This is a genomic window from Paenibacillus sp. D51F, from assembly GCF_053345695.1.
Genome location: NZ_JBKFAO010000003.1, coordinates 67,375 through 88,553, shown reverse-complemented (window position 1 = coordinate 88,553; position 21,179 = coordinate 67,375). Strand labels below are relative to the sequence as shown.

Here is a 21,179-nt window from a genome sequence, read left to right as displayed (position 1 = left end):
CGTCCCCGTCTCTTTCTCGTCTCATTCTCGTCTCTCCTCATCTCATTTCCGTCTCTTTCTTGCCGATCATCGGCCTTTCAATTCCGAACGCAAGACTCGTTCCCGTGATGCCTTTTGATGAAATCGACGAGGAAAAGCCCAAGCCCCATTTGCCGGCGCTCTGCCGCTTGCATCCTTGGCACGCATGATTTCAAACTAAAAATGAGCACCCTTCAGGGCACTCATTTTGGCGGAATATTCGTGTTTCAACCCGTCCCTGAAGACGATGGTCGTTTAAATCGGCTGCTCCATATCTTCGGTCAAGGGGCGCAATTTCAGCTTCTGAACCTGCGTGATTTGCGACTTGAGTTTCATGGCTTGTCAGCGCTGCTGCAAGGCAGCCACAGGATTCTCCTGAGCGCCTCCTGGAACGCCTTTGCCGGAGCCGTAAAGCTCGCTGTAGAAGCCGCCGCGGCGCAGCAGCTCCTCATGGGTGCCCTGCTCCTCCAGCCTGCCGTCCCTCAGCACCAGAATCTTGTCCGCGCTGCGGATCGTTCCGAGCCGATGGGCGATGACGAAGCTCGTCCTGCCCTTCATCAGCCGCTGCAGCCCCTCCTGGATTTTGATCTCGGTCACCGTATCGATGCTGCTCGTCGCCTCGTCGAGCACGAGCATGGACGGATTCGCGAGAATCGCCCTCGCGATGGCGAGCAGCTGCTTCTGGCCGCTGCTGATGCCGCTGCCGTCCGCGCTCAGCATTTTGCCGTAGCCGTCCTTGAGCCGCATGATGAAGGAATGCGCATTGGCAAGCTTGGCCGCCTCCTCCACTTCCTCATCGGTCGCGTCAAGCCTTCCGTAGCGGATGTTCTCCCGTATCGTCCCTGCGAACAGGAACGAGTCCTGCAGCACGAAAGCCATGCGGGAGCGCAGGCTGTCCCGGCGGATGCCGGCCAAATCCTTGCCGTCGAGCGTAATCCGGCCGGAGGTCGGCTCGTAGAAGCGGGAGAGCAGGCTGATGACCGTCGTTTTGCCCGCTCCCGTAGGCCCGACAAGGGCGATCATTTCGCCGGGACGAGCTTCGAAGTCGATGCCAGTCAGCGTCTCGCGGCCTTCCTCATAGCCGAAGGATACATGCTCGAAGCGCACCGCTCCTTCGACCTTGTCCAGCCGCTCGGCCTTGCTGTCCTCCCGCTCCTCCGGCTCCTCGTCGAGCACCTCGAAGACCCGCTCGGCGCCTGCGATGGCCGACAGCAGCGTATTCCACTGGTTCGCCAAGTCATTCAGCGGACGGGTGAACTGGCGCGCATACTCGGCGAACACGATGATCGTGCCGACCGTAATGGCGCCGCGTACAGCCAGAATTCCGCCCACTCCCGCCACGATGGCGAAGCTCAGGTTGTTCAGGCTGTTCATGACCTTGGGGATGAAGCCCGAGATCGTCTGCGCCCAGAATCCGGACAGCCGGATCCGCTCGTTGCGCTCGCGGAACGCCTCCTTGACCTGCTCCTCGCGGGAGAAGGCCGTAATGACGCGCTGGCCGGACAGCGTCTCCTCGATGTAGCCGTTCAGCTCTCCGAGATTGCGCTGGCGGGCCTTGAACAGAGGGCCGGTCCGCCTCGTGATCCAGCGCATGCCGACCGCCATCAGCGGCACGACGACAAAGGTCAGCAGCGTCAGCAGCGGACTGAGCCACAGCATGACGCTCACCGTTCCGACCAGCGTCAGCACGCTGGAGAAGATCTGGATCGCGGAGCTGTTGAGCGTGGAGCTGACATTTTCGATATCGTTCGTCAGGCGGCTCATGATCTCGCCCTGCTGACGCTTGCCGTAGAACGGAATGGGCAGCCGGTGCAGGTGGGCGAACAGATCGCTGCGCAGCCGGTACACCGTCTCCTGGGCGATCGTGATCATCCACACGTTGTGGGTCCAGGAAGTTGCGGAAGCAAGCAGGTATGCCGTGCCGAGCCCGGCGAGGAATAAGCCCCATCCGCCTGCGTCGCTGCCTTCCTTGAGATAAAGGTCGACGGCGCGCCCGATCATGTACGGGCCGAGCAAGGCAAGCGCGGAGCTGACCGCTACAAGCACGAGCACGATCGTCAGCTTCACCTTGCGCTTCGCCAGATATCCCCACACCCGCCTCAGCGTGCCGGTCCAGTCCTTGGCCTTCGCCTTCGGCTTGCCGCCGCGGGCGCCCGCAGGCGGAAGCGAAGGATCCGGCTCGGGGCGCGGAACTCTCAGCGGTTCGAGCCATTGCTTAAGCATGCCGCGTCTCCTCCCCGTATTGCGATTCATAGATGCGCCGGTACAGCTCCGAATCCGCCATCAGCTGGTCATGGCGCCCTGCCGCCGTCAGACGGCCGTCCTCCAGCAGCAGGATCAGGTCCGCTGATACGGTCGAGCTTATTTTCTGTGTTATCAGGAATGTCGTGCAGCTCATTGCTTCCAGCTCCTGCAGCAAGTTGGCTTCGGTCTTCAGGTCGAGAGCGCTGGTGCTGTCGTCGAGAATAAGAATCTTCGGTTCCCTGACGAGCGCTCTGGCGATGGAAAGCCGCTGCTTCTGGCCGCCGGAGAGGTTCACGCCGCGCTGGCCGAGCATCGTTCCGTATCCGTCCGGCAGGCGCATGATCGTCTCATGCAGCTGGGCCGCCTTCGCTGCGGCCGCGATCTGCTCCTCCGTCGCATGCTCGTTGCCCCAGCATATATTTTCGCTGACCGTGCCGGAGAACAGCGTCACGTCCTGCGGGACATAACCGATCGCCCGGCGCAGCGCCTTGACATCAAGCTCCCGAAGATCGATGCCTCCGACCGCGATCACGCCATCGGTCGGCTCATACAGGCGCAGAATCAGCTGCACGAGTGAGGACTTGCCGGATCCCGTCGCCCCCATGATCGCGACTCGCTGCCCCGCGCGCGCATGGAAGCTGATGTTGTCCAGGATCGAGATGCTGCTCTCCGGGTAGGTGAAGCCTACCGAGCGGAATTCGACATCCGAGCCCGCAAGCGGCTTCGTTCCGGAAGCAACCTGCGCATCGGAGCCCGCAAGCGGCTTCGTTCCGGAAGCAACCTGCGCATCGGAGCCCGCAAGCGGCTTCGTTCCGGAAGCAACCTGCGCATCGGAGCCGTCCGCGTTCAGCACTTCGCGGATGCGCCGGGACGATGCGCCGGCCCGGGAGAACATCGCGGCGATCCATGCCAGCATGCTCATTGCGCCGATCGTCCGCAGCGCATAGTTGATGACCGCGACCGTCTGGCCCTCGGTCGCCGATCCCGATGCGATATCGAGCCGGCCGTACCAGAGAATGGCGATGATGGCGGCGTTGACGATCAGCATGATGAACGGCTGGGTCGTTTCCGTCAGCCGCAAGGCGCGCACGGTGCCCTTCATCAGCTCGGCGCCGGCTTCCCCGAAGCGCTTGACTTCATAGCCCATGCGGACAAAAACGCGGATAAGCCGGATGCCGGTCAAGTTCTCCTGAATGACTGCGTTGACCTTGTCGAGACGGCGCTGCACCGTCTGGAATACGGAAGAAGCCCGGCCGATCATCCAGCCGACGAAAAGCAGCAGCAGCGGCAGCGTCGCCGCCAGCATAAGACCCAGCCGGAAGTTGACGATGAGCGCCATCAGGACGCTTCCCGCAACCACAAGCGGGATTCTCGTCATGAAGCGGAGCGCCATGAAAACCGTATCCTGAACCTGGCTGACGTCTCCCGTCAGGCGGGTGATCAGGCTCGACGCCGCGAACCGGTTGAACACCTCGTAGGTGAACGACTGAACTTTGCCGTACAGCCGCTCTCGCAGGTCGTAGCCGAATCCCTGGCTTGCGTACGAAGCGTAGAAGGAGCTGCATATCCCCGCCGCGAAGGCGACAAGCGCCCCTCCAGTGAGCACGCCTCCCCACAGCCAGACGACCTCCAGTTTTTTATGGGCGATGCCTTCATCGATGATCTTCGCGATGATAAAAGGCTGGGACAGCTCCACCGCCAGCTCGACGAGCATCATCAGCAGGGCGACCCCGGCCGAGACGCGGTACTTGGACAGCGATGACAATACTTTCTCCATATGCCGTGATGCACCTCCGAGCTATGTATGCGTTTATTATACCCTATATTTCCCAAGGAAGGCTCCGACTCTATCCTGGCGGGCAGGCGTCCGGCTCGGCTTTTGCAGCCGCCCTTCATTATCGATTGATAGCAAGGCTGTAAGGCAAGCCTTCTTGAAGTGCCAGCACACGGAGAATGAGCCTGGCGCGCCCTCCCTATCGGACATACGATCCGTTATTTCGGGTTCCGGCACCGTTAAAAAAAATTTAACGGACATCAGATCCGTTATTGTTGGCTTTCTTGCTCTTCTGGACCGATTTTCGTTGAAATAACGGATCCTATGTCCGATAAAAAGGCATTTTCGGGATAATTGAGCAAATAACGGATCCTATGTCCGATAACCGGTATTTCCAGCAGCTGTGCCACTACTGGCTTCTAAATATGGATGTTTTTCCGGATACCGTCCCCGCACAATGAATTCTTACCCCGCTGCATGAAGACATAGCAACGCTGCTGGCAGAGCAGAGATGGCGACACTGCTGGCGGACATAGCAACGCTGCAGGCGACTTAGCCATCCTGATAGCAACTTAGCAATCATGCCGGTAGACTTAGCCATCCTGCTAGCAACTTAGCCATTCTGCTGGTGAACATAGCAACGCTGCTGGCGACTGAGCCATCCTGCTGGCGGACATATCAACACTGCTGGCTTACTTGCAAACCTGCTCGTAGACTTAGCAATCTTGCTAGCAACTTAGCCATTCTGCTGGTGAAAACAGTAACGCTGCTGGCGACTGAGCCATCCTGCTGGCGGACATAGCAACGCTGCTGTCAGACATAGCCATCCTGCTGGCAGACATAACCATCTTGCTGGCGGACATAGCCACAATACGCTGCCCAAACAGCGAGACTTCTTGCAGCGACCCTCCTGGCATTCAAAAGCCGTCCAAGCGGACGGCTTTCGTCAAGCATCTAGCTGAGCGCGGCAGCGGCCAGCTCCCTGAAATCGAGAGAGACGATCGGAGTCCCGGCAACAATCCTTTCCTTTATTTGGCCCATCCAGGTGCGGGTGCCCTCCGTCAATTCTTCGGGGCTGAGCTTCTTGGTAAGGACGGTATACAAAGTGAGATCGCGCGTCTCCAAAAACAGCCCCAGCACATCCAGCCACTCCTCCCGCATCTCCCGTTCGCTGCGATAGCCTTGCAGGAAGCTAAGGAAGAAGTCCGCCGCATATGCGTCCCGATCCGCGCCGTATCGATCTGGAATTCGGGAGCTGAGCGCATAATAGAGCGGAATGGCGACATCATGGATGTACCAGTTGTATTCCAGGTCGTCGAAGTCGAATACCGTGATGCGGCCTTCGTGGACAAAAAAGTTGCCGTTATGGATATCTCCGTGAAGCAAGCCGTAGCTCCCTTCCGGCCGAGGCAGAGCATGCAGCCTTTCCTGCACGGATGCAAGCTGCGCGATAATCCTCGGGTCTTCGCCCTGAAGATAGGCTGCGGCGTTCGCGATCAGGTCATCCTCGCTCCACTGTCTTCGGGCGAGATTCCGATCCAGCTTGGCGGAAGCGTTGTGGAAACGGGCCGTTACCGCCCCCCACTCGGCGAACAGCTCCCGATTCCATGCCTCCGAGTCCGGCACCGCTCTTCCGCCCGGCGCTTTGCGGAACAGGCTCGCATAGAAGCACGATCCGTCCGCGGCCATAATCTTCTCGATGCGGCTGCCGGACGGCGAGGCCAGACTCGACGCGATATCCTTCCCGCAGCCCTCCGTCTCAAGATGCTGAAGGAAATCAAGCTCGGCTTCGATTTCTTCCAGCGATCTATGGCTGCTGTGGGTCAGGCGCAGAATGACGGAAACGCCTTCCGCTGTCTGCATTTCATAGATATAGTTTTCAAAATCGCCCAGCTTCTTCGGATCTCCCTGCAGTCCGAAACGAAGCGCCGCATCCTCCAGCCGTTCTGTACCGAACAGCTTCTCTACCGATGCCTCCATGTTTATCCCCCTTGCCTGAATATAGGTTTCTAGTCCTCTGATTAGGTTTAGGGGGCTGGCCCTTAATTTCCTGCTTGTTCCCTCAAATAAATGTATACTGAAACTATTCCCGATACGATGGAGGAGGAGTCGACAATGGCATTTTACGCGGTCATGCTGCCGATGCTGGATGAAGAAAAGAGCGCAATGCTGCGGACGGAGCATCTTGCTTACCTGGAGAACCTGGAGCAAGAGGGCCGCATCGCCGCCAGAGGAAGATTCACAGATGGATGGGGCGGCCTCGTCATTTACACGGGAGAATCGCTCGAAGAGGTCGCCACGCTCGTGGAACAGGATCCCTATGTCCTCCATCAGGCTCGCAATTACGAGATTCACCCTTGGGAAATGACCTCCCTGCATCTGAAGGTCTAGCTCCGGAACAAAAGGTCTAGCCCCGGAACTAATTCGCCCATCAGTTCTGCTGTCTACGGTTTCTTGACATCGACAGCATCGCTTCAGCAAGCGAAAAGCCCCCTCACCTGAACGGTGAAGGGGCTTGTTTTCGTTACGAAGCCTTTTTGGCATGGTCGATCAGGTTGATGATCAGAACCGCTGCTTGAGCCCGTGTCAGAGGCTGATCTCCATGGAACCGGTTCTTTTCGTCGCCCTGGATAAGACCGGCGATTTCCAGCGCGGCTGCATACTTGGATGCCCATGCCGGGATGGAAGAGGCATCGGCGAAGGCCGGCTTGGAGTCTGCGGCCGGAAGCCGGAGCGCTTTGGCGACCAGCACTGCGATCTCGGCGCGGGTGATGGTCTTTTTCGGCCCGAACGTGCCGTCGTCGTACCCTTTCAGCCAGCCCGCCTCCAGAGCCTGCGCGATATACCCGCGTGCGTAAGCCGGAACGGAGGAAGCATCCTTGAAGTCCAGGCTGCCGCCGGTGCTGTCCAGACCGAGCGCGCGTCCCAGCATGGTGACGAAGTCGGCGCGGGTGACGCTTCCATTCGGATGGAAGCTGCCGTCTCCGAACCCGATGATGATGTTCAGCCCGGAAGCTCTAGCGATGGCATCGCTCGCCCAGTGCTTGGAGCTGACATCGTTGAACGGCAGCGGCTTGGCCGGCACGGACGTTGCGGAAGGCTCAGGCAATGCCGAAGCTGTCGGTGCAGGCGTGACGGACGGCGTCGGGCTTGCGGATGGCGTCGGCGTAGCTACCGGATAGGACGGGTACCATGGTGTCGGCGTCGGTATTGGTGTCGGTGTCGGGTTTGTTGTCGGCGTTGTTGTCGGCGTTGTTGTCGGCGTCGGCGTCGGGTTTGTTGTCGGTGTCGGTGTCGGCGTTGTTGTCGGTGTCGGCGTCGGATCAGAGGCCGGAGCTGTTTTCGCCATCAGAGGGGAACTGAAAATAGAAACCCGGATCGCTTTTCCATCCCCTCCTTTTTGGATGGCGGCAATTTCAATCGTATACGAAGTATCCGCCTCCAGGGATTTCAGCGTCCATTCTGTTTCGGCAGCGTACCCCGCCCATTGGCCATCGGCAAAGATGTCGTAGCCGGTCGCTCCCGGCACGGCCTGCCATTGAAGCGGAATTTCCGTGGCGGTCGCTTTGCCGGCAGTCGGCGCTGCCGGTGCCGACAGGCTGTCCGCAGAGCTGCCTCCCGCAGGGAGGTCGGCTGCGAGCTGATCCGACATCGTATGGTTGCGGTCGGCGCTGATTTCCCAGTTCATGGCGCCGGCGATATCAATCGACCGGATATAAGCGGTTTTGTAGGCGGTCGACTCCGCATCGTCATAAGAGATGAACACGCCAGTCTTTTCATTGTACAAATAAGGAACCTTGGCGTAGTTGTTGAACACCCGCTTGAAGTCCGGATTCGTCAGGTAGTTGCTTTCGAGATCGGCGATGTCGAACTTCGCATCAGCCCCCCACGTTCCAGGGATGATCGTGCTGGAGCACTGCTGATACTCGCCGCCGCTCGCGCAGCCGCCCCAGCCCGTTCCGTAATACGGAATTCCGGCTACCAGCTTGTAATTCGGCACTCCGCCTTTCAGATGTCCTTGCAGCCCTCCGGCTGCATTGAAGCGCTTGGCCGAGGCAGCCTTGTTGTTCGGATCGTAGTAAAGCGGAGCGTTGTGGGCCGCTTCCGTCTGCCAGGTTCCGTTGTAGTCGTAGGTCATGATGTTGATGAAATCGAGGTATTGGACCGAGTTGGCGTAATCGGCATTTACCGTGAAATTGTCGCCTTGGCCGGAGGCGATCGTCAGCAGATAATACTTGCCGTCTTCCTGGCCGGCTGCGTCAAGCGCCTCGCGGACGGTTTTCACCATAAGCGTGAAATTTTCCTTGTCCTGAGGTCCCCTGGCGTTGGTCGTCTCTCCGCCCTCAACCGGGTATTCCCAGTCGATGTCGAAGCCGTCGAAGCCGTAGGCGCGGAGGAACTGGACGGCGGAGCTGGCAAACGTCCTGCGGGAAATTTCATCCGCGGCGACGAGCGAGAAGTTTTTGGACCAGGACCAGCCGCCGACAGAGATGAGCGTCTTCAGGCTCGGGTTGTCGGCTTTGAGCTCCTTCAGCTCCTCGAAGCCTTGGGGATCGAATTCAGGATAGCCTTGAATGACGCCTCCATTGAACACATATCCCTTTTGCAGCTCGATATCAGGGTTCTGGCATTCGGCTCCGGTCGTGCCGGCTCCCTTCCAGCAAATATCACCAAAAGCGTAGTTGATATGCGTAATCTCCGAGCCGTCGATATCAGCCGGACTGAACTGGCGGGCGCCCTGTGCCCAAGCGGCATAATAGGCGACGATGTTGTACTCGCGGCCCGGAACGGCGGTTGCCGGCACGCTCGCTTCCGATTGCCACAGGCTGTTCTTGGCGACGACCGTAAAGTCGTAGGCTTGGCCCTCGGTCAATCCCGTCGCCGCATACCGCGGAACCGAACTGGTGCCGATGAGGTCGCCGTCGCGGTAGATTTCATACTCGGTCGCACCAGCTGCCGGAGCCCAGCCTAGCGAGATTGCGGTACGGGTTCCCGATACGACCTGCACCGACTGTGGAGCGTCGAGCTGGCCCCAGACGATGCGCAGGCCGTTGCTCTTGCCGGATACCCGGCGATCTTTATCCTGCGCGGCGACCTGGAAGTAAACGGATTGGCCTACCGTCGGCTTGGCGATTTCGTAGGAGAATTTGCCGGCGGCCGCCCAGTCTCCCCCGAACCATTTGTTGTCCACATACACGTCATATCCCGTAGCGAGCGGGCTCGTCGTCCATCCAAGCTCGATCGAATTGGAGGTGACGTCCGTCACGCGGAGGTATTGGGGAGCCGTCAGCGGCGGCTCCGGATAGGCATTGGGATCCTCGGCGACGGTCGTTGCCGTGACCACATTGCTCTTCTCGCTCTGGGTGCCTAGCACCGGAACGGAAGTGACGTAGAAGGAATAGGTCGTCTCCGGCTCCAGACCGCCGACGATTTTCGGGGAAAGTCCGGCCCAGGCCGCCCAATTCCACTGGGTGCTGTCTCCGATTTTGTAGTAGATCTGATACCCGTTGTTAGGGTCGATCCCGGGAACTTCATCCCAAGTCAGAGTGATCGATTTTGCCTTTACATCCGATACGGCCAGATTCTGGGGGATGTTGGGATCCTCCGCAGCGGCAGCGGGGGCAGCGGCAGCTCCGAACATGCTGATCAGGAGTGCCAAAGCGAGCAAGGAAGCAAGCGTGGAAGAAACGTTCTTTTTCAGTCGCGTGGACAATCAAGTCACCTCATCCATAATGATTTGGGGAATCATGGAACGGCTTTTCGACCTCTGTCTGGACCGGCTGACTTAGAAAAAAGGGGGGTAGTGCGGAAAGAATTGAAGTACGGAAAGAATTGAAGTGCGGAAAGAATTGAAGTACGGAAAGAATTGAAGTGCGGAAAGAGCTGAAGTACCGAAAGAGTTGAGCTGTCTGGCGGTAAGAGCTGACCTGAAGAACGGACTTGGAAAAAGCTGACCTGTGGAAAGAGCTGACTTGCGAAAGGGAAATGGCTGACTTACGGAATGAACTGACTGCGGAAAAGCTGACTTGCGGAATGATCTGACTTGCGAAAGGGAAAGGGCTGACTTACGAAATGAGCTGACTTGCGGAATGATCTGACTTGCGGAATGAGCTGACTTACGGAATGATCTGACTTGCGGAATGAGCTGACTTACGGAATGATCTGACTTGCGGAATGAGCTGACTTACGGAATGATCTGACTTGCGGAATGATCTGAAAGGTTTGGCGAAAGAAGTGAAGTCAATGATATCAAGCATCAATGAGAGTGCTTACCACCTCGCTGGCGAATTTTGTGCCTATCAAACTTCCCTATTCGTTGGGAATGATCCAACACCTTTTCAAAATCTATATAATCCGTGATATTCATCACAAAAAGATCGAAAGTATCATTTTTTCAACCACTAAATTGTCTTTAATAATCATAATAACTTTCGAAACGATTCATCTCTAAGTATGGGCCTTTATTTCCTCTCGGTTGAAAAGCGGTGCGAAGGCTCAACAAAGAGACTGTAGAAACGGTGTAGAGACGCTGTCGCGCTTCTGACGCCGCAGGTGAAAGACATCTGTTTGGCGAGAGCGCCGACAGGCCTGGATTTGAAGCATGCATTTCGGAAATTCGTTCCGTATGGCCGATTTCGAGTGCCTTTGGTTTTCTATCGGACATACGATCCGCTATTTAGCCGAATTCGATGCTTTTGGCATTTTATCGGACATACGTTCCGCTAATTAGCCGAATTAGAGGCTTTTGGCATTCTATCGGACATACGTTCCGCTATTTGGCCGAATTCGAGGCTTTTGGCATTCTATCGGACATACGTTCCGCTATTTCCAAAAAATTACCCTAATATCAATAGAGTGGAGGCAAATAACGGATCTAATGTCCGATAACTTCGCAAATTCCACTCTGTAAGGCAAATAACGGATCCTATGTCCGATAAGCATTCTAGGTAAAAAGAACATTCAAGGCAGCGGATGCTTTCAAGGCAACTGGTGCTTCCACGGCAACGGGTGCTTCCACGGCAACGGGTGCTTCCACGGCAACGGGTGCTTTAACGGCAACGGGTGCTTTAACGGCAATGCGTGCTTCCAAGATAATCCGCATCAGTGTTTGTAATGGAATGTCCGAGAGCGCCTGGGTTCCATTAACGGTGCAACATGTGCATTTATCAATTAGTAGCCGGGCTACATCGGTAACGTAAACCGGCTGTGTTTCTCGAAAGGCGCATAAGCCTGTCATTATCCATAAAACGTCTTGCTTGCAATTGTCTTACCTGCAATTGTCTTGCCTGCAATTGTCTTGCATCTGCTTCTGAGACGCATCCAGACCGGCAAACTGCCTTCTAAGCCTGCTCGCACGTTCGCCTGCCGTTTGAAGAGAACGGCAAAGAGGCCGGAAATGGCTTCCGGCCTCTTTGGATCGGTTCGCGGATGCTGCTTCCGCGGACGATTAAATTCCTTTGTTCTTGAACATAGTGGCAATCGAGCCGCCATAAATATTGCTGCGGATCGCTTCGGTGAACAGGCTTGCCATCGAGATGACGGTCAGCTTGTCGGAATGACCGGAAGGCTGCAGGATGGAGTCCGTAACGACGATTTCCTTGATATGCGCATGCTCCAGGCGTTCAAGCGCATTTTGGGAAAACAGGCCGTGGGTCGCCGCGACCATGATGTCGCGTCCGCCCTTCTCGACGAGCTTGTCCACGACATTGAGAAGGGTTTTGCCTGTATCGATGATATCTTCGATCACGATCGGAGTCTTGCCGGCCACCTCGCCGATGACATGCGTCTTCTCTTCTCCCGTGTGGCTGTCGTGGTTGGTCACGACCATCGCGAACGGGGCATGCAGGTAGTTCGCCAGCTTCTCTGCCGTAGAGGCGCGCCCCGCATCGGGAGACACGATGACCGGATTCTCGATGTTCTTGCTGCGGATATATTCAGCCAGCTCGTCGAGCGCCGTGAGATGATCGACCGGAAAGTTGAAGAAGCCCTGAATTGCGGCCGTGTGCAGATCAAGCGGAATGATCCGGGAAGCGCCTGCCGTCTCCAGCAGGTCGGCGACCAGCTTGGCGGAGATCGCCTCGCGCGGATGGCGCTTGCGCTCCTGGCGGGCATAGCCGTAGTACGGCATGATGATGTTGATCGTCTTGGCCGAAGCCCGCTTGGCCGCGTCGATCATGATGAGCAGCTCCATAAAATTCTCGTTGACCGGGTCCGACAGCGACTGCACGATGAAAATATGGCAGGTCCGAATCGGCTCCTTGTAGGAGACGTACAGCTCTCCGTTACCGAATTGCGACAGCTCCACCTCTCCGAGAGGAATGCCCAGCTGCTCGCTGATGCTCTTCGCAAGCGGAATATTGGAAGATCCGCTGAAAATTTTCACTTTATCCGTCATATTGATCCCTTTCCCTCCCGCGTTTCGGCTATCATCCTTTTTAACCATTATAGCCTATCGGAGCCAAATCAACAGCCCGCGGGAGGATTGATCTGCGGCATCTCATTCGCAAAGGAGAAACCTCGATGTAAGGAACAGGCCCTTCTGCATTTGCAGCCGCAGCGAGTTCAGTCTGTCTCTGTCATACCACGAACCCCATCGCTTCCTTCACGGCCTTAAGCGTCGGCGCCGCTGCTTCCGCAGCCCGCATGGCGCCCTCCTTGAGCACCCGCTCCAACTCTTCGGAGCCTGCTAGTTCACGGAAGTTTCTCTGAAGGAGCTCCAGCTTTCCGCTGACGGCCTCGGCCAAATCCATTTTGAAGCTTCCGTATCCGATGCCCTGGTATCGCTGCTCGATGTCCTTGATCGTCATTCCGCTGAACACCGCATAGATTTCCATCAAGTTGCTGATCTCGGGCTTGCCGCTCCAGTCGTAGCGGACGACACCATCGGAATCCGTAACGGCCTTGGCGAATTTGCGGCGGATCTCATCCGGCTCATCCATGAGCAGCACATAGCTGCTGCGGTTGGGATTGCTTTTGCTCATTTTTTTGGCCGGATCATCGAGTCCCATGATGCGGCTCCCGATGCCCGCTATAATTGGCTCGGGGATGGAGAAGAGCCCCTTCCTGAACCGACTGTTGAAGCGGACCGCCAAATCGCGTGCCAGCTCCAGATGCTGCTTCTGGTCGTCTCCTACCGGAACATGAGTCGCTTGGTACAGAAGTATATCTGCGGCCATATAAGCCGGATAAGTGAACAAGGCAGAGCTCGCCGACTCCCTGCCCTCCGCCTTCTCCTTGTACTGGGTCATGCGGCCCAGCTCGCCTACGGTCGCCAGCGTCTCCATCAGCCATCCCAGCTCGGCATGAGCGGAAACCTGGGACTGCAAGAACACGACGGACCGCTTGGGATCGATTCCCGCAGCCAGATAAAGCGCGGCGGTCTCCATCGAGCGCGCTCTCAGTTCTCTCGGGTCCTGCCTGACGGTTACGGCATGAAGATCCGGAATGAAAAATTAGCATTCGGCATTCTCCTGCATCGCAACGAACTGGCTTAAAGCGCCTCCATACCCTCCGATATTAAGCTCCCCGCTTGGCTTGATTCCCGACAAGATTCGTTTTCCCATATCCCTTCGCCTCCTTGAACATAAAAAAACACCCCGTCCCTGAAAGGGACGAAGTGTGAATACTCCGCGATACCACCCGAATTCGGCCAAGGGCCGCTCCTCTTGTCATGTCAAAACGGCTAACATGATTCCCTTGATAACGGCGGGAACTCCCGCCGGAGCCTACTGGCGGCTGCCTTACGGCTGCCCGCTTTCGGGCCGAAGCGAATGGAGCCATTCGCCTGAATCCGTTGTGCCGGACCTTCCACCTGTCGCCGGCTCGCTGAGACAACTCCTTCAGGGTACTCTTCCATTCCTAGCTTTGATAGATTCATTTGCTTGCCACTCAATATAAATAATATCCCAGTATGTCAATATCCCGCTCCCTTTATCCTCCTATGAAGCCTCTTCCATGGTACGCCGTTCGGCTTTCAACCGATGGGCAAAATCCGGTCCTGCCCCTATAATAAAGGCAGGATTCATTCGAGGAGGAATAAGGATGGAAACGTCTTCCGGGAAAGTCGCCTCCATTACGAGGTATCCGGTCAAATCATTTGCGGGCGAGCGCCTGGATGCCTGCGAGATGGAAGCAACAGGACTCGCAGGCGACCGCGTCGGGGCATTCCGCGATGAAACAAAGCAGGGATGGAACAGCTATATCACCGCCCGGCAGCTTCCGGAGATGCTGGCTTACCGCGCATCCGTAGCGGAAGACGGCCTGCATGTCATCTCTCCTGAAGGCCGAGCCTTCCGCTGGGACGAGCAGCTGCTGGCAGACATGCAGCGGCATACGGAGATCGGGATGTCGATGACCGGGTACAAAGAGCCTCACCTGGAGGAGACGGGTCTCCTGGCTGTCGACGCCGCTCCCGTTCTCATCGTGACCGACGCTTCACGGCGCAAGCTCGAAGCCGCCTGGGGCAAGAAGCTGGACATGCGCCGCTTCCGGCCTAACCTGGTGCTCGCGATGAATGATCCCGGCTTCGACGATGCGCAGTGGATCGGCAGACGGGTCCGCATAGGGACCGCCGAACTGCGAGTGGACTCGTTCTGCGGCCGCTGCTCGATGATCGGCCTGGAACCGGACTCGCTGCAGCGCGATCCGTCGCTGCACAAGACTGTAAGCCGGCAATTCGGAAACCACTTCGGCCTCTATGCATCCGTCGCTGTGCCGGGTACCGTCCGGGTCGGCGACACGGTCGTCGAAGTTTGAGCGCGTCAAAAAGGATAAAGGAGCTGAAGACATGGAACTGCTGTATGATCTGGTCCATCCGAAAGTCGCTAATCCAGACGGTTCCGCCTTCGTTCGCCGTTCCGCCCGGGGCATCATCGTCGATGGAACCAGGATGCTGGTGATCTACACCGCCCGTTATGACGACTACGGCATTCCCGGCGGCGGAATCGAGCCGGGAGAAGACATGCTCTCAGGGCTCCGGCGCGAGCTGGAGGAAGAAGCCGGCTGCTCTTCCATTGAAGTCGTCCGGGAGCTCGGCCGCGTGGAGGAAATCCGTCCCGCGCGGGAGTCGGAGTATGAAAACATGAGAATGAGCTCTTGCTTCTATGTGTGCCGGGCAGAGACGGATTTCTCCCGGATTCGTCCGGAGTCCCACGAGATCGCCAACGGTTCGCGGCCGGAGTGGGTGGAAATCGCCGATGCCATCTCCCACAACCGCGCCATAATGGAGCGAAAAGGTGTGAATATCGGCTTTGCGATCGAAAGGGAGACGCTTGTCATGGAGCTTGTGGAGCGTCAGATCCGGGACGGGCTGCCGTTCTGAGCAGCAGCTGACTAGGTTCCCCGCCTCATGCGGATCTCCTCAGTCACCGGCCTCGCGTTACCTGCCTAGGAGAGTCCGGCTCTTGCCGAAGCGGCTGGGCGAAAGAGCTAATCCAGCGCAACCCGTTCCCCCGGATGCGTTCCCCCTTCTCACAATTAGGTTCTTCGGAACTATTGTAAGCGCTATCTAACTGGAAGAGAAATCCATTTTCGTTCAATCTTATCGGGATGAACATAGACCGCAAGAGGGCAGCTGCAGGCGATGATCACTATTTTAATACACGTAAATATTTTTTATTAAGGCTGCAACCACACTCGGTTTGCGGTTGTTATTCTAGTGTTGGACCATTACATATTGGAGGCTGATTTAGTATGAATCGAAACGCAAGGATCATCGGTATTTTCTGGAGCATTTTATTCGCGGCGGCTTTGGTATTCGGTTCCCTGAGCTCGCCGTTGTCGGCAGCCTCGGCTGATGGAGCCAAAACGTCAGCACCTCCCACAATGTTCTCCACGTACGGCTTTTATGATGGTTATACTTATCTCGGTTACGGCAATGAATCCATCTATTCCGAAAAAGGCGTGGTCACCTTAACGGCAGTAACTCAGGCCAAAACGACTGTTTCCGAATTAGGCGCTACTTTCCAGCTGCAAAAGTGGACGGGAACCCAATGGATCGATTCGGGCGTCCTTACGACGCTGAGCTCCAAGGACACGAACGTGTTCCAGAATTCCGTCCTCCGCACGGGAGATACGGGGTATTACTTCCGGGGCAAGATCGTGCACTTCGTCAAAAACGGCTCCGTAACCGAGCAAACGACCGCCTATACCGCTAACCACCTCTGCAGCTAAAGTTTAATTTATTCATAACCAAAAAGCGGAGCTCGAATGGACGGCTCCGCTTTTCTTATTCAGGCTGCGCTTCAAGATTCGACTACAACGTTACCATGCGAGAGGGGATTGACTGCGTATGTTTGAACTGATTAGAGACGTCGTGAACGAGTGGGATCCCTTTAATCTGTTGCGATCATATTGCTGTCCTCCCGACGAATACAAGCACGAGGTGAGAGCGATCGTATGCCACATCCACGACAACATCACCGCCGAGGAGCTTTCCTTCCGCATCAGCGCCATCTTCAGCAACCATTTTGGCGAAAACGAAAAGTGCAAAGGCACTCTCCGCGTCGCCCAAAAAATTATTGAAGGGTTAAGGCATCAAGGCCTATTGCCCAGGCTTCGTCCCGGCTCCACCTTCAATCCTTTATCCTCTCAGTAGGCTTCTTCCGCTATCCTTGTGATCTCCTCTGGAGACAATTCTCCGTATATCGAGATGAACAATTCGCTTTTCATGTATTCCAGACTCGACAAACCATCCTTTTCCGAATGAAAGAGATACGCATTGCTGCCGCCGATCTTGATTTCCTTGTAATCCGCCCTGCCGTTGAGATCCCCGCCGGTCGTGACCTGTTCGCCGGCCCTGACCTTCCGTACCATGACCGTAAGCATCTTCCCTTCGCCATTGCTGTAGTTCAGAATGGCGCTCTCCGACTTGCCTTTCTGGCTGTTCAGAATCATGGCTTCTTTCAACTCGTACCCTTCGGGAACATAGTTCATCGCGGGGATCTCCATATCCGCATGGGCTTTCGCATCCTTCAGGCTGTGGAAGCTTTGCTGCTCGGTTGCGCCGCCCGGCTCATCGGTGCTGCCCTCCGGCCCTGAATGCTCCGGAGGGGGCGCCGTTTTCGGTTCGACCGCATTGTCGCCGCCGGATCCGAAGATCAGCTTCACGACATCGTCCTGAATGGATTTGACCGCATGGAAGAAAGGGAAAGCCTGAGATTTGACGGGTCCGCCAAGCAGGACCGCGCCAACCAGAAACGATGCCGCGATGTAAGGAAGCACCTTCATCCGGGAACGCCTCTTTGCCCTGCGTCCAAGCTGCTTCTTGACCTTCATCCAGGATATCTCCGGATCGGGCACGAATTCATGCTTGCCGGAGGCCTCGGCTATCGCCCGATCGAACAACAGGTCGAACTCTTCGTCGCTTTTCATTTTTCTGCCCCCCATTCCTTCAAAAATTTCTTCCTCATCGCTTCTCTCACCCGGAAAAGCTTGTATTTCACCGTTTCTTCCGTCGTGTCCAGCCTGAGGGCGATTTCCTTATAGCTGAGGTCCCGTTTCCAGCGAAGCTCGATCAAGGATTTGTATTCGGGCTTGATATCCTCGAGATACTTCTCCAGAGCCTCTATCATAAGCTTGAGCTCGATTTGGCTTTCGATGTCGCCTGCTTCCGTCGCGTAAACGGGGCTTTCGTTAATGTAAACATGATCCGAATCCATTTCGTTGCGATTTTTTTTGGATTTTTTGAAAAAATCATAAACCGTATTTTTTACGACCACATGAATCCATGCCTTCAGCTTGGCTTCGTTTTCCGCCTCCGGCCTTTTTTTGATCACTTTGAGGAAGGAAATCTGGATGATGTCCTCCGCTGTCGCATGATCTTTGACCATGTAGATGATAGGAGAATAAACAAGTCTGTAATATTCCCTATATATCTCTCTTTGGAGATCCGGGTTCAAAGCAACAAAATCGGCTGTAGCGATGAAAAAGAGTTTGCTTTCCATTACTGCCACGTTCCCCCATGTAAGAATAGTCAGCCTGACCATGAAGAAAAAAATTCCAGATTTATTGAATAATAAATTGAAATCTCGACATTTTCCGTGTTTGTTTCCTTCTATGTCCATCAACAGAATACCTTCCGAGACGGTTGAAATGGAATCTCTCCAACTCAAAAAAACCCTGCCCGCGTGGACAGGTTTTCTAAAATGGTACAGATGGAACCGGCATTCGGCTCGGCCGGAAGCCCTGCTTACGAAGGCCGGCTCAGGAATCCGCCGCCACCCGGAAGCCGGCATTGCCCATGGAGCTGTCCGGCGTATTGGAGCTTCGCGCCGCTACGCGGTACCGGTTGCAGTAGGAACGGTGGCATAGGTAGGATTGCCCCGGATGGATTTTTTGCCGGTAGCCTCCGCATAGAAGGGATTGACCTCCATCGTCTGGCGATGGTAATCGGGCGCAAACCAATCTCCTGCGCAGCAGCATGAATCCATCTCTGCTCTCCCCTTCCCAAGCCTGATTGCCTTCATCATACTTCAATCCGAGGCACCTGTCCTTTCCCGATCACAAAAAAATGGACAAAAGCAGCTTGTTATAATCATGATGGTTACATCTACATTAGGAGCCATGCTCCGCCCTCATCATGCGATCGCGTTTGGTCGATCCGGCGTCGGGAATAATGGAATACGAACCTATTCGAGGAGGATACAAGCATGAAAATCGGTATTATCGGAGCCAGCGGCAAGGCAGGAAGCCTCATCGCGGAAGAAGCCGCCAACAGGGGGCATCAGGTGACCGCGATCGTGCGGGACGCATCCAAAGTCAAAAACCTTTCGCTCCTGATGCTGGAAAAGGAAGTATTTGACCTGCAGCCGGAAGACCTCCGCCCGTTCGATGTCGTCGTCAATGCATTCGGCGCCGCTCCCGGTCAGGAACATCTCCACGTCGAAGCAGGCAAAAAGCTGATCGAGCTGCTGAAAGGAAGCGATACCCGGCTGATCGTCGTCGGCGGCGCAGGCAGCCTGTTCGTCGATGAAGCCCATGCGACCCGCTTGATGGATACGCCGGAGTTCCCCAAGGAATATTACGCGACAGCCTCCAATCAAGGAAAGAATCTGACCGATCTGCAGCAGTCGGAAGGTGTGGACTGGACGTTCATCAGCCCGGCCGCCTTCTTCCATGCGGAAGGCAGACGCACGGGCTCCTATCGGAAAGGCCGCGACCGCCTGACGGTCAACGCCAAAGGCGACAGCTACATCAGCTACGCGGATTACGCGATCGCGCTCGTGGATGAGATCGAGAGTCCAGCCCATCGCGGCGAGCGCTTCTCGCTCGTCGGCGAAGCGGAGTAAAGGAACGGAGACGGCCGGCGGGGATTCTGCGCGGCCTCGCTCAGCAGCCAAGCCAGCCGGAAACATCCGGCTGGCTTGTTTTTTGACTATGCGACAGAAACATGCCGCCTCTCTCCGTTCAACCCTCCGGAAAAATCGGCGCCTGCTTCAGAAACGACCTCGCTTCGCGGTCCGCCTCAAATGCCGAGACGCCGTCGTACCGGGGGGAGCCGGGATCCGCGAACCCATGCTCCGCTTTGAAGATGCGACTGGTCACCTGCTTCATACACGCCATCGACGCGCTGAGCTCCTGAACGTCGAAACCTGGCTCCTGCTCCGCCCACAGCAAGAGCACGGGACAACGGGGCTCCAGGCCGGCGTGCTCGCGGATCCGGGAGCCGTAGTAACAGACCGCTCCGTCAGCCGCTCCTTCGACAGCGGCACACAGCCAGGCGGCGGACGCGCCGACGCTGAAGCCGACGAGCAGGACGCGGTCGCCCCGCTCCTTTAACCTGCGCAGCAAGGGAAGAAGCCGATCCCGCGCGTCTGCGGCACCGACCGTGGAATGGTAATGGCGATAGGCTTCCTCGTCTTCCTCATATGAAAATGTCCGTCCGTCCAGAAGATCCGGCGTCAGCGTCATGTACCCTTGCGCCTCCAGCGAAGCGGCCGCCTCTTTGATATGGCTGTTTACTCCGTAGATTTCGTGAAGGACGACGACAACGGTTTTACCGTTCAATGGCTCTTTCCCCCTTCATTTATCGCCGCTTCACCAAGGAACCAGGGACCCAAGGAAGCGGCACTATGAATCAAGGAAAGCTGCTTGCTTGGCAAGCAGCTTTCCCGCAAGCTCTTGGCCTGCCGCAAAGAAAAAACGCTGCCCTTTGACGGGCGGCGCTTCCACTTATTTCAATCGCATACGGATGAAAAGAAGAGCGCTGAAAACGAGCATGGCTGTGCCTGAGTTGACTTTGAGCTTCGCCAAGTCCCGCATTGCTATCCATAGAGATAGAGCTAGATTAGCACGCCTTCCAACTAAATCCAATGAAAACGATCTCCATGGCAGGCGACGGAGCGGAAGCGAACCTGATTTCTTCATCCTCTCTCTTAAATTTCACTGTTGCAAAAAGAACATTTGTTCCTATAAGATAAAAGGGACAAAAAACCAAAATATAGAAAGAGGTTGGGATCATGAGTACGAATACAGCCCTGCTGGTCATCGATGTCCAAAACGGCATGTTCGAGGAGCCCGAACCGATGCATGACGGCCCCGGCCTGCTTGAGCGCATTCAAGACCTCGTCGAGAAAGCCAAAGCCAGCCATGCTCCTGTCATCTATGTCCAGCATAATGAAGACGAAGGCTATCCTTTGGCGACCGGCAGCCACGGATGGGGCATCCACCCTCGGATCGCGCCGACAGCTGGGGAGCCGACGATCCAGAAGCATGTCCCCGACGCTTTCCAGAACACGGACCTGCAGGAGGTGCTCACGCGGCTTGGAGTCGGGAGTCTGGTCATTGCCGGCCTCCAGACCGACATGTGCATTGCGGCCACGGCCAAGGGAGCCCATGACCGGGGCTATGAGGTGGCCGTCGTGAAGGACGGGCACAGCACCTGGGGCCAGGGCGGGGAGAGCGCAATCCAGATCATCGGCCGTTACAACGATGAGTTTCGTTCGTTCGCGGGCAATCCCGAAGCCTCCGAGGTCGATTTCCGCTCCGCATAGCGGAGCCGATCTCCCAACAGAGTCACCGCAGTGCAACTGGAATCAGCTCCAAAAAAAGACCAGCCGCCTCCAGCTGTTCCTTCAGACTGGTCCTTCAGACTGCCCCTTCAGGCTGGTCCTTCTGGCTGTTCCTTCAGACTGGTCCTTCTGGC

The 21,179-nt window shown here is 56.4% G+C and carries 16 protein-coding genes and 2 pseudogenes; 8 read left to right on the top strand and 10 right to left on the bottom strand.

The window, feature by feature from the left end; translation table 11 throughout:
* Positions 1 to 360: 360 nt before the first annotated feature.
* The 3 genes from ACLBWT_RS07050 to ACLBWT_RS07040 form a co-directional block, all read right to left on the bottom strand.
* Positions 361 to 2,241 carry an ABC transporter ATP-binding protein gene (locus ACLBWT_RS07050; protein ID WP_447662332.1) on the bottom strand — a complete coding sequence of 627 codons (1,881 nt, stop codon included), beginning with the start codon at positions 2,239 to 2,241 and terminating at the stop codon, positions 361 to 363.
* Positions 2,234 to 4,039 carry an ABC transporter ATP-binding protein gene (locus ACLBWT_RS07045; protein WP_447662331.1) on the bottom strand — a complete coding sequence of 602 codons (1,806 nt, stop codon included), beginning with the start codon at positions 4,037 to 4,039 and terminating at the stop codon, positions 2,234 to 2,236. The genes ACLBWT_RS07050 and ACLBWT_RS07045 overlap by 8 nt, the downstream gene beginning before the upstream one ends.
* A gap of 951 nt (positions 4,040 to 4,990) precedes the next feature.
* Positions 4,991 to 6,016, bottom strand: coding sequence for a phosphotransferase enzyme family protein (locus tag ACLBWT_RS07040; RefSeq protein ID WP_447662330.1), 1,026 nt, complete (start codon positions 6,014 to 6,016; stop codon positions 4,991 to 4,993).
* A 135-nt stretch (positions 6,017 to 6,151) separates the two neighbouring features.
* Between ACLBWT_RS07040 and ACLBWT_RS07035 the strand changes: the two genes are divergently transcribed.
* On the top strand, positions 6,152 to 6,427 hold the full coding sequence (locus tag ACLBWT_RS07035) for a YciI family protein (RefSeq protein WP_447662329.1): 276 nt from the start codon (positions 6,152 to 6,154) through the stop codon (positions 6,425 to 6,427).
* 133 nt (positions 6,428 to 6,560) lie between these two features.
* Here ACLBWT_RS07035 and ACLBWT_RS07030 read toward each other — a convergent pair whose 3' ends face one another.
* The 3 genes and pseudogenes from ACLBWT_RS07030 to trpS all read right to left on the bottom strand — a co-directional run bounded on the left by ACLBWT_RS07030 (position 6,561) and on the right by trpS (position 13,599).
* Positions 6,561 to 9,749 carry a glycosyl hydrolase family 18 protein gene (locus ACLBWT_RS07030; protein ID WP_447662328.1) on the bottom strand — a complete coding sequence of 1,063 codons (3,189 nt, stop codon included), beginning with the start codon at positions 9,747 to 9,749 and terminating at the stop codon, positions 6,561 to 6,563.
* A 1,734-nt stretch (positions 9,750 to 11,483) separates the two neighbouring features.
* Entirely contained in the window at positions 11,484 to 12,431 is a 948-nt protein-coding gene (locus tag ACLBWT_RS07025; RefSeq protein ID WP_447662327.1) for a ribose-phosphate diphosphokinase, read from the bottom strand.
* A gap of 181 nt (positions 12,432 to 12,612) precedes the next feature.
* Positions 12,613 to 13,599, bottom strand: a pseudogene (gene trpS, locus ACLBWT_RS07020) (tryptophan--tRNA ligase).
* A 478-nt stretch (positions 13,600 to 14,077) separates the two neighbouring features.
* On the opposite strand from trpS, the gene ACLBWT_RS07015 reads away from it, so the two are divergent.
* From ACLBWT_RS07015 to ACLBWT_RS07000, 4 genes are all read left to right on the top strand, one after another.
* Positions 14,078 to 14,791, top strand: coding sequence for an MOSC domain-containing protein (locus tag ACLBWT_RS07015; protein WP_447662326.1), 714 nt, complete (start codon positions 14,078 to 14,080; stop codon positions 14,789 to 14,791).
* Between the two features lie 31 nt (positions 14,792 to 14,822).
* On the top strand, positions 14,823 to 15,356 hold the full coding sequence (locus tag ACLBWT_RS07010; RefSeq protein WP_447662325.1) for an NUDIX domain-containing protein: 534 nt from the start codon (positions 14,823 to 14,825) through the stop codon (positions 15,354 to 15,356).
* 371 nt (positions 15,357 to 15,727) lie between these two features.
* Positions 15,728 to 16,207, top strand: coding sequence for a hypothetical protein (locus ACLBWT_RS07005; protein ID WP_447662324.1), 480 nt, complete (start codon positions 15,728 to 15,730; stop codon positions 16,205 to 16,207).
* A gap of 118 nt (positions 16,208 to 16,325) precedes the next feature.
* Complete coding sequence (locus tag ACLBWT_RS07000) at positions 16,326 to 16,631, top strand: DUF1871 family protein (RefSeq protein ID WP_447662323.1); 306 nt, start codon at positions 16,326 to 16,328, stop codon at positions 16,629 to 16,631.
* On the opposite strand, the gene ACLBWT_RS06995 is transcribed toward ACLBWT_RS07000, so the two are convergent.
* The 3 genes and pseudogenes from ACLBWT_RS06995 to ACLBWT_RS06985 all read right to left on the bottom strand — a co-directional run.
* Positions 16,625 to 17,407 carry a DUF4367 domain-containing protein gene (locus tag ACLBWT_RS06995; RefSeq protein WP_447662322.1) on the bottom strand — a complete coding sequence of 261 codons (783 nt, stop codon included), beginning with the start codon at positions 17,405 to 17,407 and terminating at the stop codon, positions 16,625 to 16,627. The genes ACLBWT_RS07000 and ACLBWT_RS06995 overlap by 7 nt on opposite strands.
* On the bottom strand, positions 17,404 to 18,099 hold the full coding sequence (locus tag ACLBWT_RS06990) for an RNA polymerase sigma factor (protein WP_447662321.1): 696 nt from the start codon (positions 18,097 to 18,099) through the stop codon (positions 17,404 to 17,406). Before ACLBWT_RS06990 ends, ACLBWT_RS06995 begins: the two co-directional genes overlap by 4 nt.
* Before the next feature lie 139 nt (positions 18,100 to 18,238).
* Positions 18,239 to 18,444: pseudogene (locus ACLBWT_RS06985) on the bottom strand (SUMF1/EgtB/PvdO family nonheme iron enzyme); the annotation flags it as partial.
* Between the two features lie 240 nt (positions 18,445 to 18,684).
* On the opposite strand from ACLBWT_RS06985, the gene ACLBWT_RS06980 reads away from it, so the two are divergent.
* Positions 18,685 to 19,323: an NAD(P)-dependent oxidoreductase gene (locus tag ACLBWT_RS06980; RefSeq protein WP_447662320.1), complete on the top strand. Its 639-nt coding sequence runs from the start codon at positions 18,685 to 18,687 to the stop codon at positions 19,321 to 19,323.
* A gap of 118 nt (positions 19,324 to 19,441) precedes the next feature.
* On the opposite strand, the gene ACLBWT_RS06975 is transcribed toward ACLBWT_RS06980, so the two are convergent.
* The gene (locus ACLBWT_RS06975) at positions 19,442 to 20,041 is read right to left on the bottom strand and encodes a dienelactone hydrolase family protein (RefSeq protein ID WP_447662319.1); all 600 of its coding nucleotides are present in this window, start codon (positions 20,039 to 20,041) and stop codon (positions 19,442 to 19,444) included.
* A gap of 84 nt (positions 20,042 to 20,125) precedes the next feature.
* Here ACLBWT_RS06975 and ACLBWT_RS06970 point away from each other — a divergent pair, with 84 nt between their 5' ends.
* Both ACLBWT_RS06970 and ACLBWT_RS06965 read left to right on the top strand, forming a co-directional pair.
* A complete protein-coding gene (locus ACLBWT_RS06970) occupies positions 20,126 to 20,266 on the top strand; it encodes a hypothetical protein (protein ID WP_447662318.1) in 141 nt (46 codons plus the stop codon).
* Positions 20,267 to 20,493: 227 nt separating this feature from the next.
* On the top strand, positions 20,494 to 21,027 hold the full coding sequence (locus tag ACLBWT_RS06965; protein ID WP_447662317.1) for a cysteine hydrolase family protein: 534 nt from the start codon (positions 20,494 to 20,496) through the stop codon (positions 21,025 to 21,027).
* Positions 21,028 to 21,179 lie beyond the last annotated feature (152 nt).

Excerpts from the sequence above, each read along its gene's own strand:
- ACLBWT_RS07050 (WP_447662332.1), bottom strand. The coding sequence starts at position 2,241 with ATGCTTAAGCAATGGCTCGAACCGCTGAGAGTTCCGCGCCCCGAGCCG.
- ACLBWT_RS07045 (WP_447662331.1), bottom strand. The coding sequence starts at position 4,039 with ATGGAGAAAGTATTGTCATCGCTGTCCAAGTACCGCGTCTCGGCCGGG.
- ACLBWT_RS07040 (WP_447662330.1), bottom strand. The coding sequence starts at position 6,016 with ATGGAGGCATCGGTAGAGAAGCTGTTCGGTACAGAACGGCTGGAGGAT.
- ACLBWT_RS07035 (WP_447662329.1), top strand. The coding sequence starts at position 6,152 with ATGGCATTTTACGCGGTCATGCTGCCGATGCTGGATGAAGAAAAGAGC.
- ACLBWT_RS07025 (WP_447662327.1), bottom strand. The coding sequence starts at position 12,431 with ATGACGGATAAAGTGAAAATTTTCAGCGGATCTTCCAATATTCCGCTT.
- ACLBWT_RS07015 (WP_447662326.1), top strand. The coding sequence starts at position 14,078 with ATGGAAACGTCTTCCGGGAAAGTCGCCTCCATTACGAGGTATCCGGTC.
- ACLBWT_RS07010 (WP_447662325.1), top strand. The coding sequence starts at position 14,823 with ATGGAACTGCTGTATGATCTGGTCCATCCGAAAGTCGCTAATCCAGAC.
- ACLBWT_RS07005 (WP_447662324.1), top strand. The coding sequence starts at position 15,728 with ATGAATCGAAACGCAAGGATCATCGGTATTTTCTGGAGCATTTTATTC.
- ACLBWT_RS07000 (WP_447662323.1), top strand. The coding sequence starts at position 16,326 with ATGTTTGAACTGATTAGAGACGTCGTGAACGAGTGGGATCCCTTTAAT.
- ACLBWT_RS06995 (WP_447662322.1), bottom strand. The coding sequence starts at position 17,407 with ATGAAAAGCGACGAAGAGTTCGACCTGTTGTTCGATCGGGCGATAGCC.
- ACLBWT_RS06990 (WP_447662321.1), bottom strand. The coding sequence starts at position 18,099 with ATGGACATAGAAGGAAACAAACACGGAAAATGTCGAGATTTCAATTTA.
- ACLBWT_RS06980 (WP_447662320.1), top strand. The coding sequence starts at position 18,685 with ATGAAAATCGGTATTATCGGAGCCAGCGGCAAGGCAGGAAGCCTCATC.
- ACLBWT_RS06965 (WP_447662317.1), top strand. The coding sequence starts at position 20,494 with ATGAGTACGAATACAGCCCTGCTGGTCATCGATGTCCAAAACGGCATG.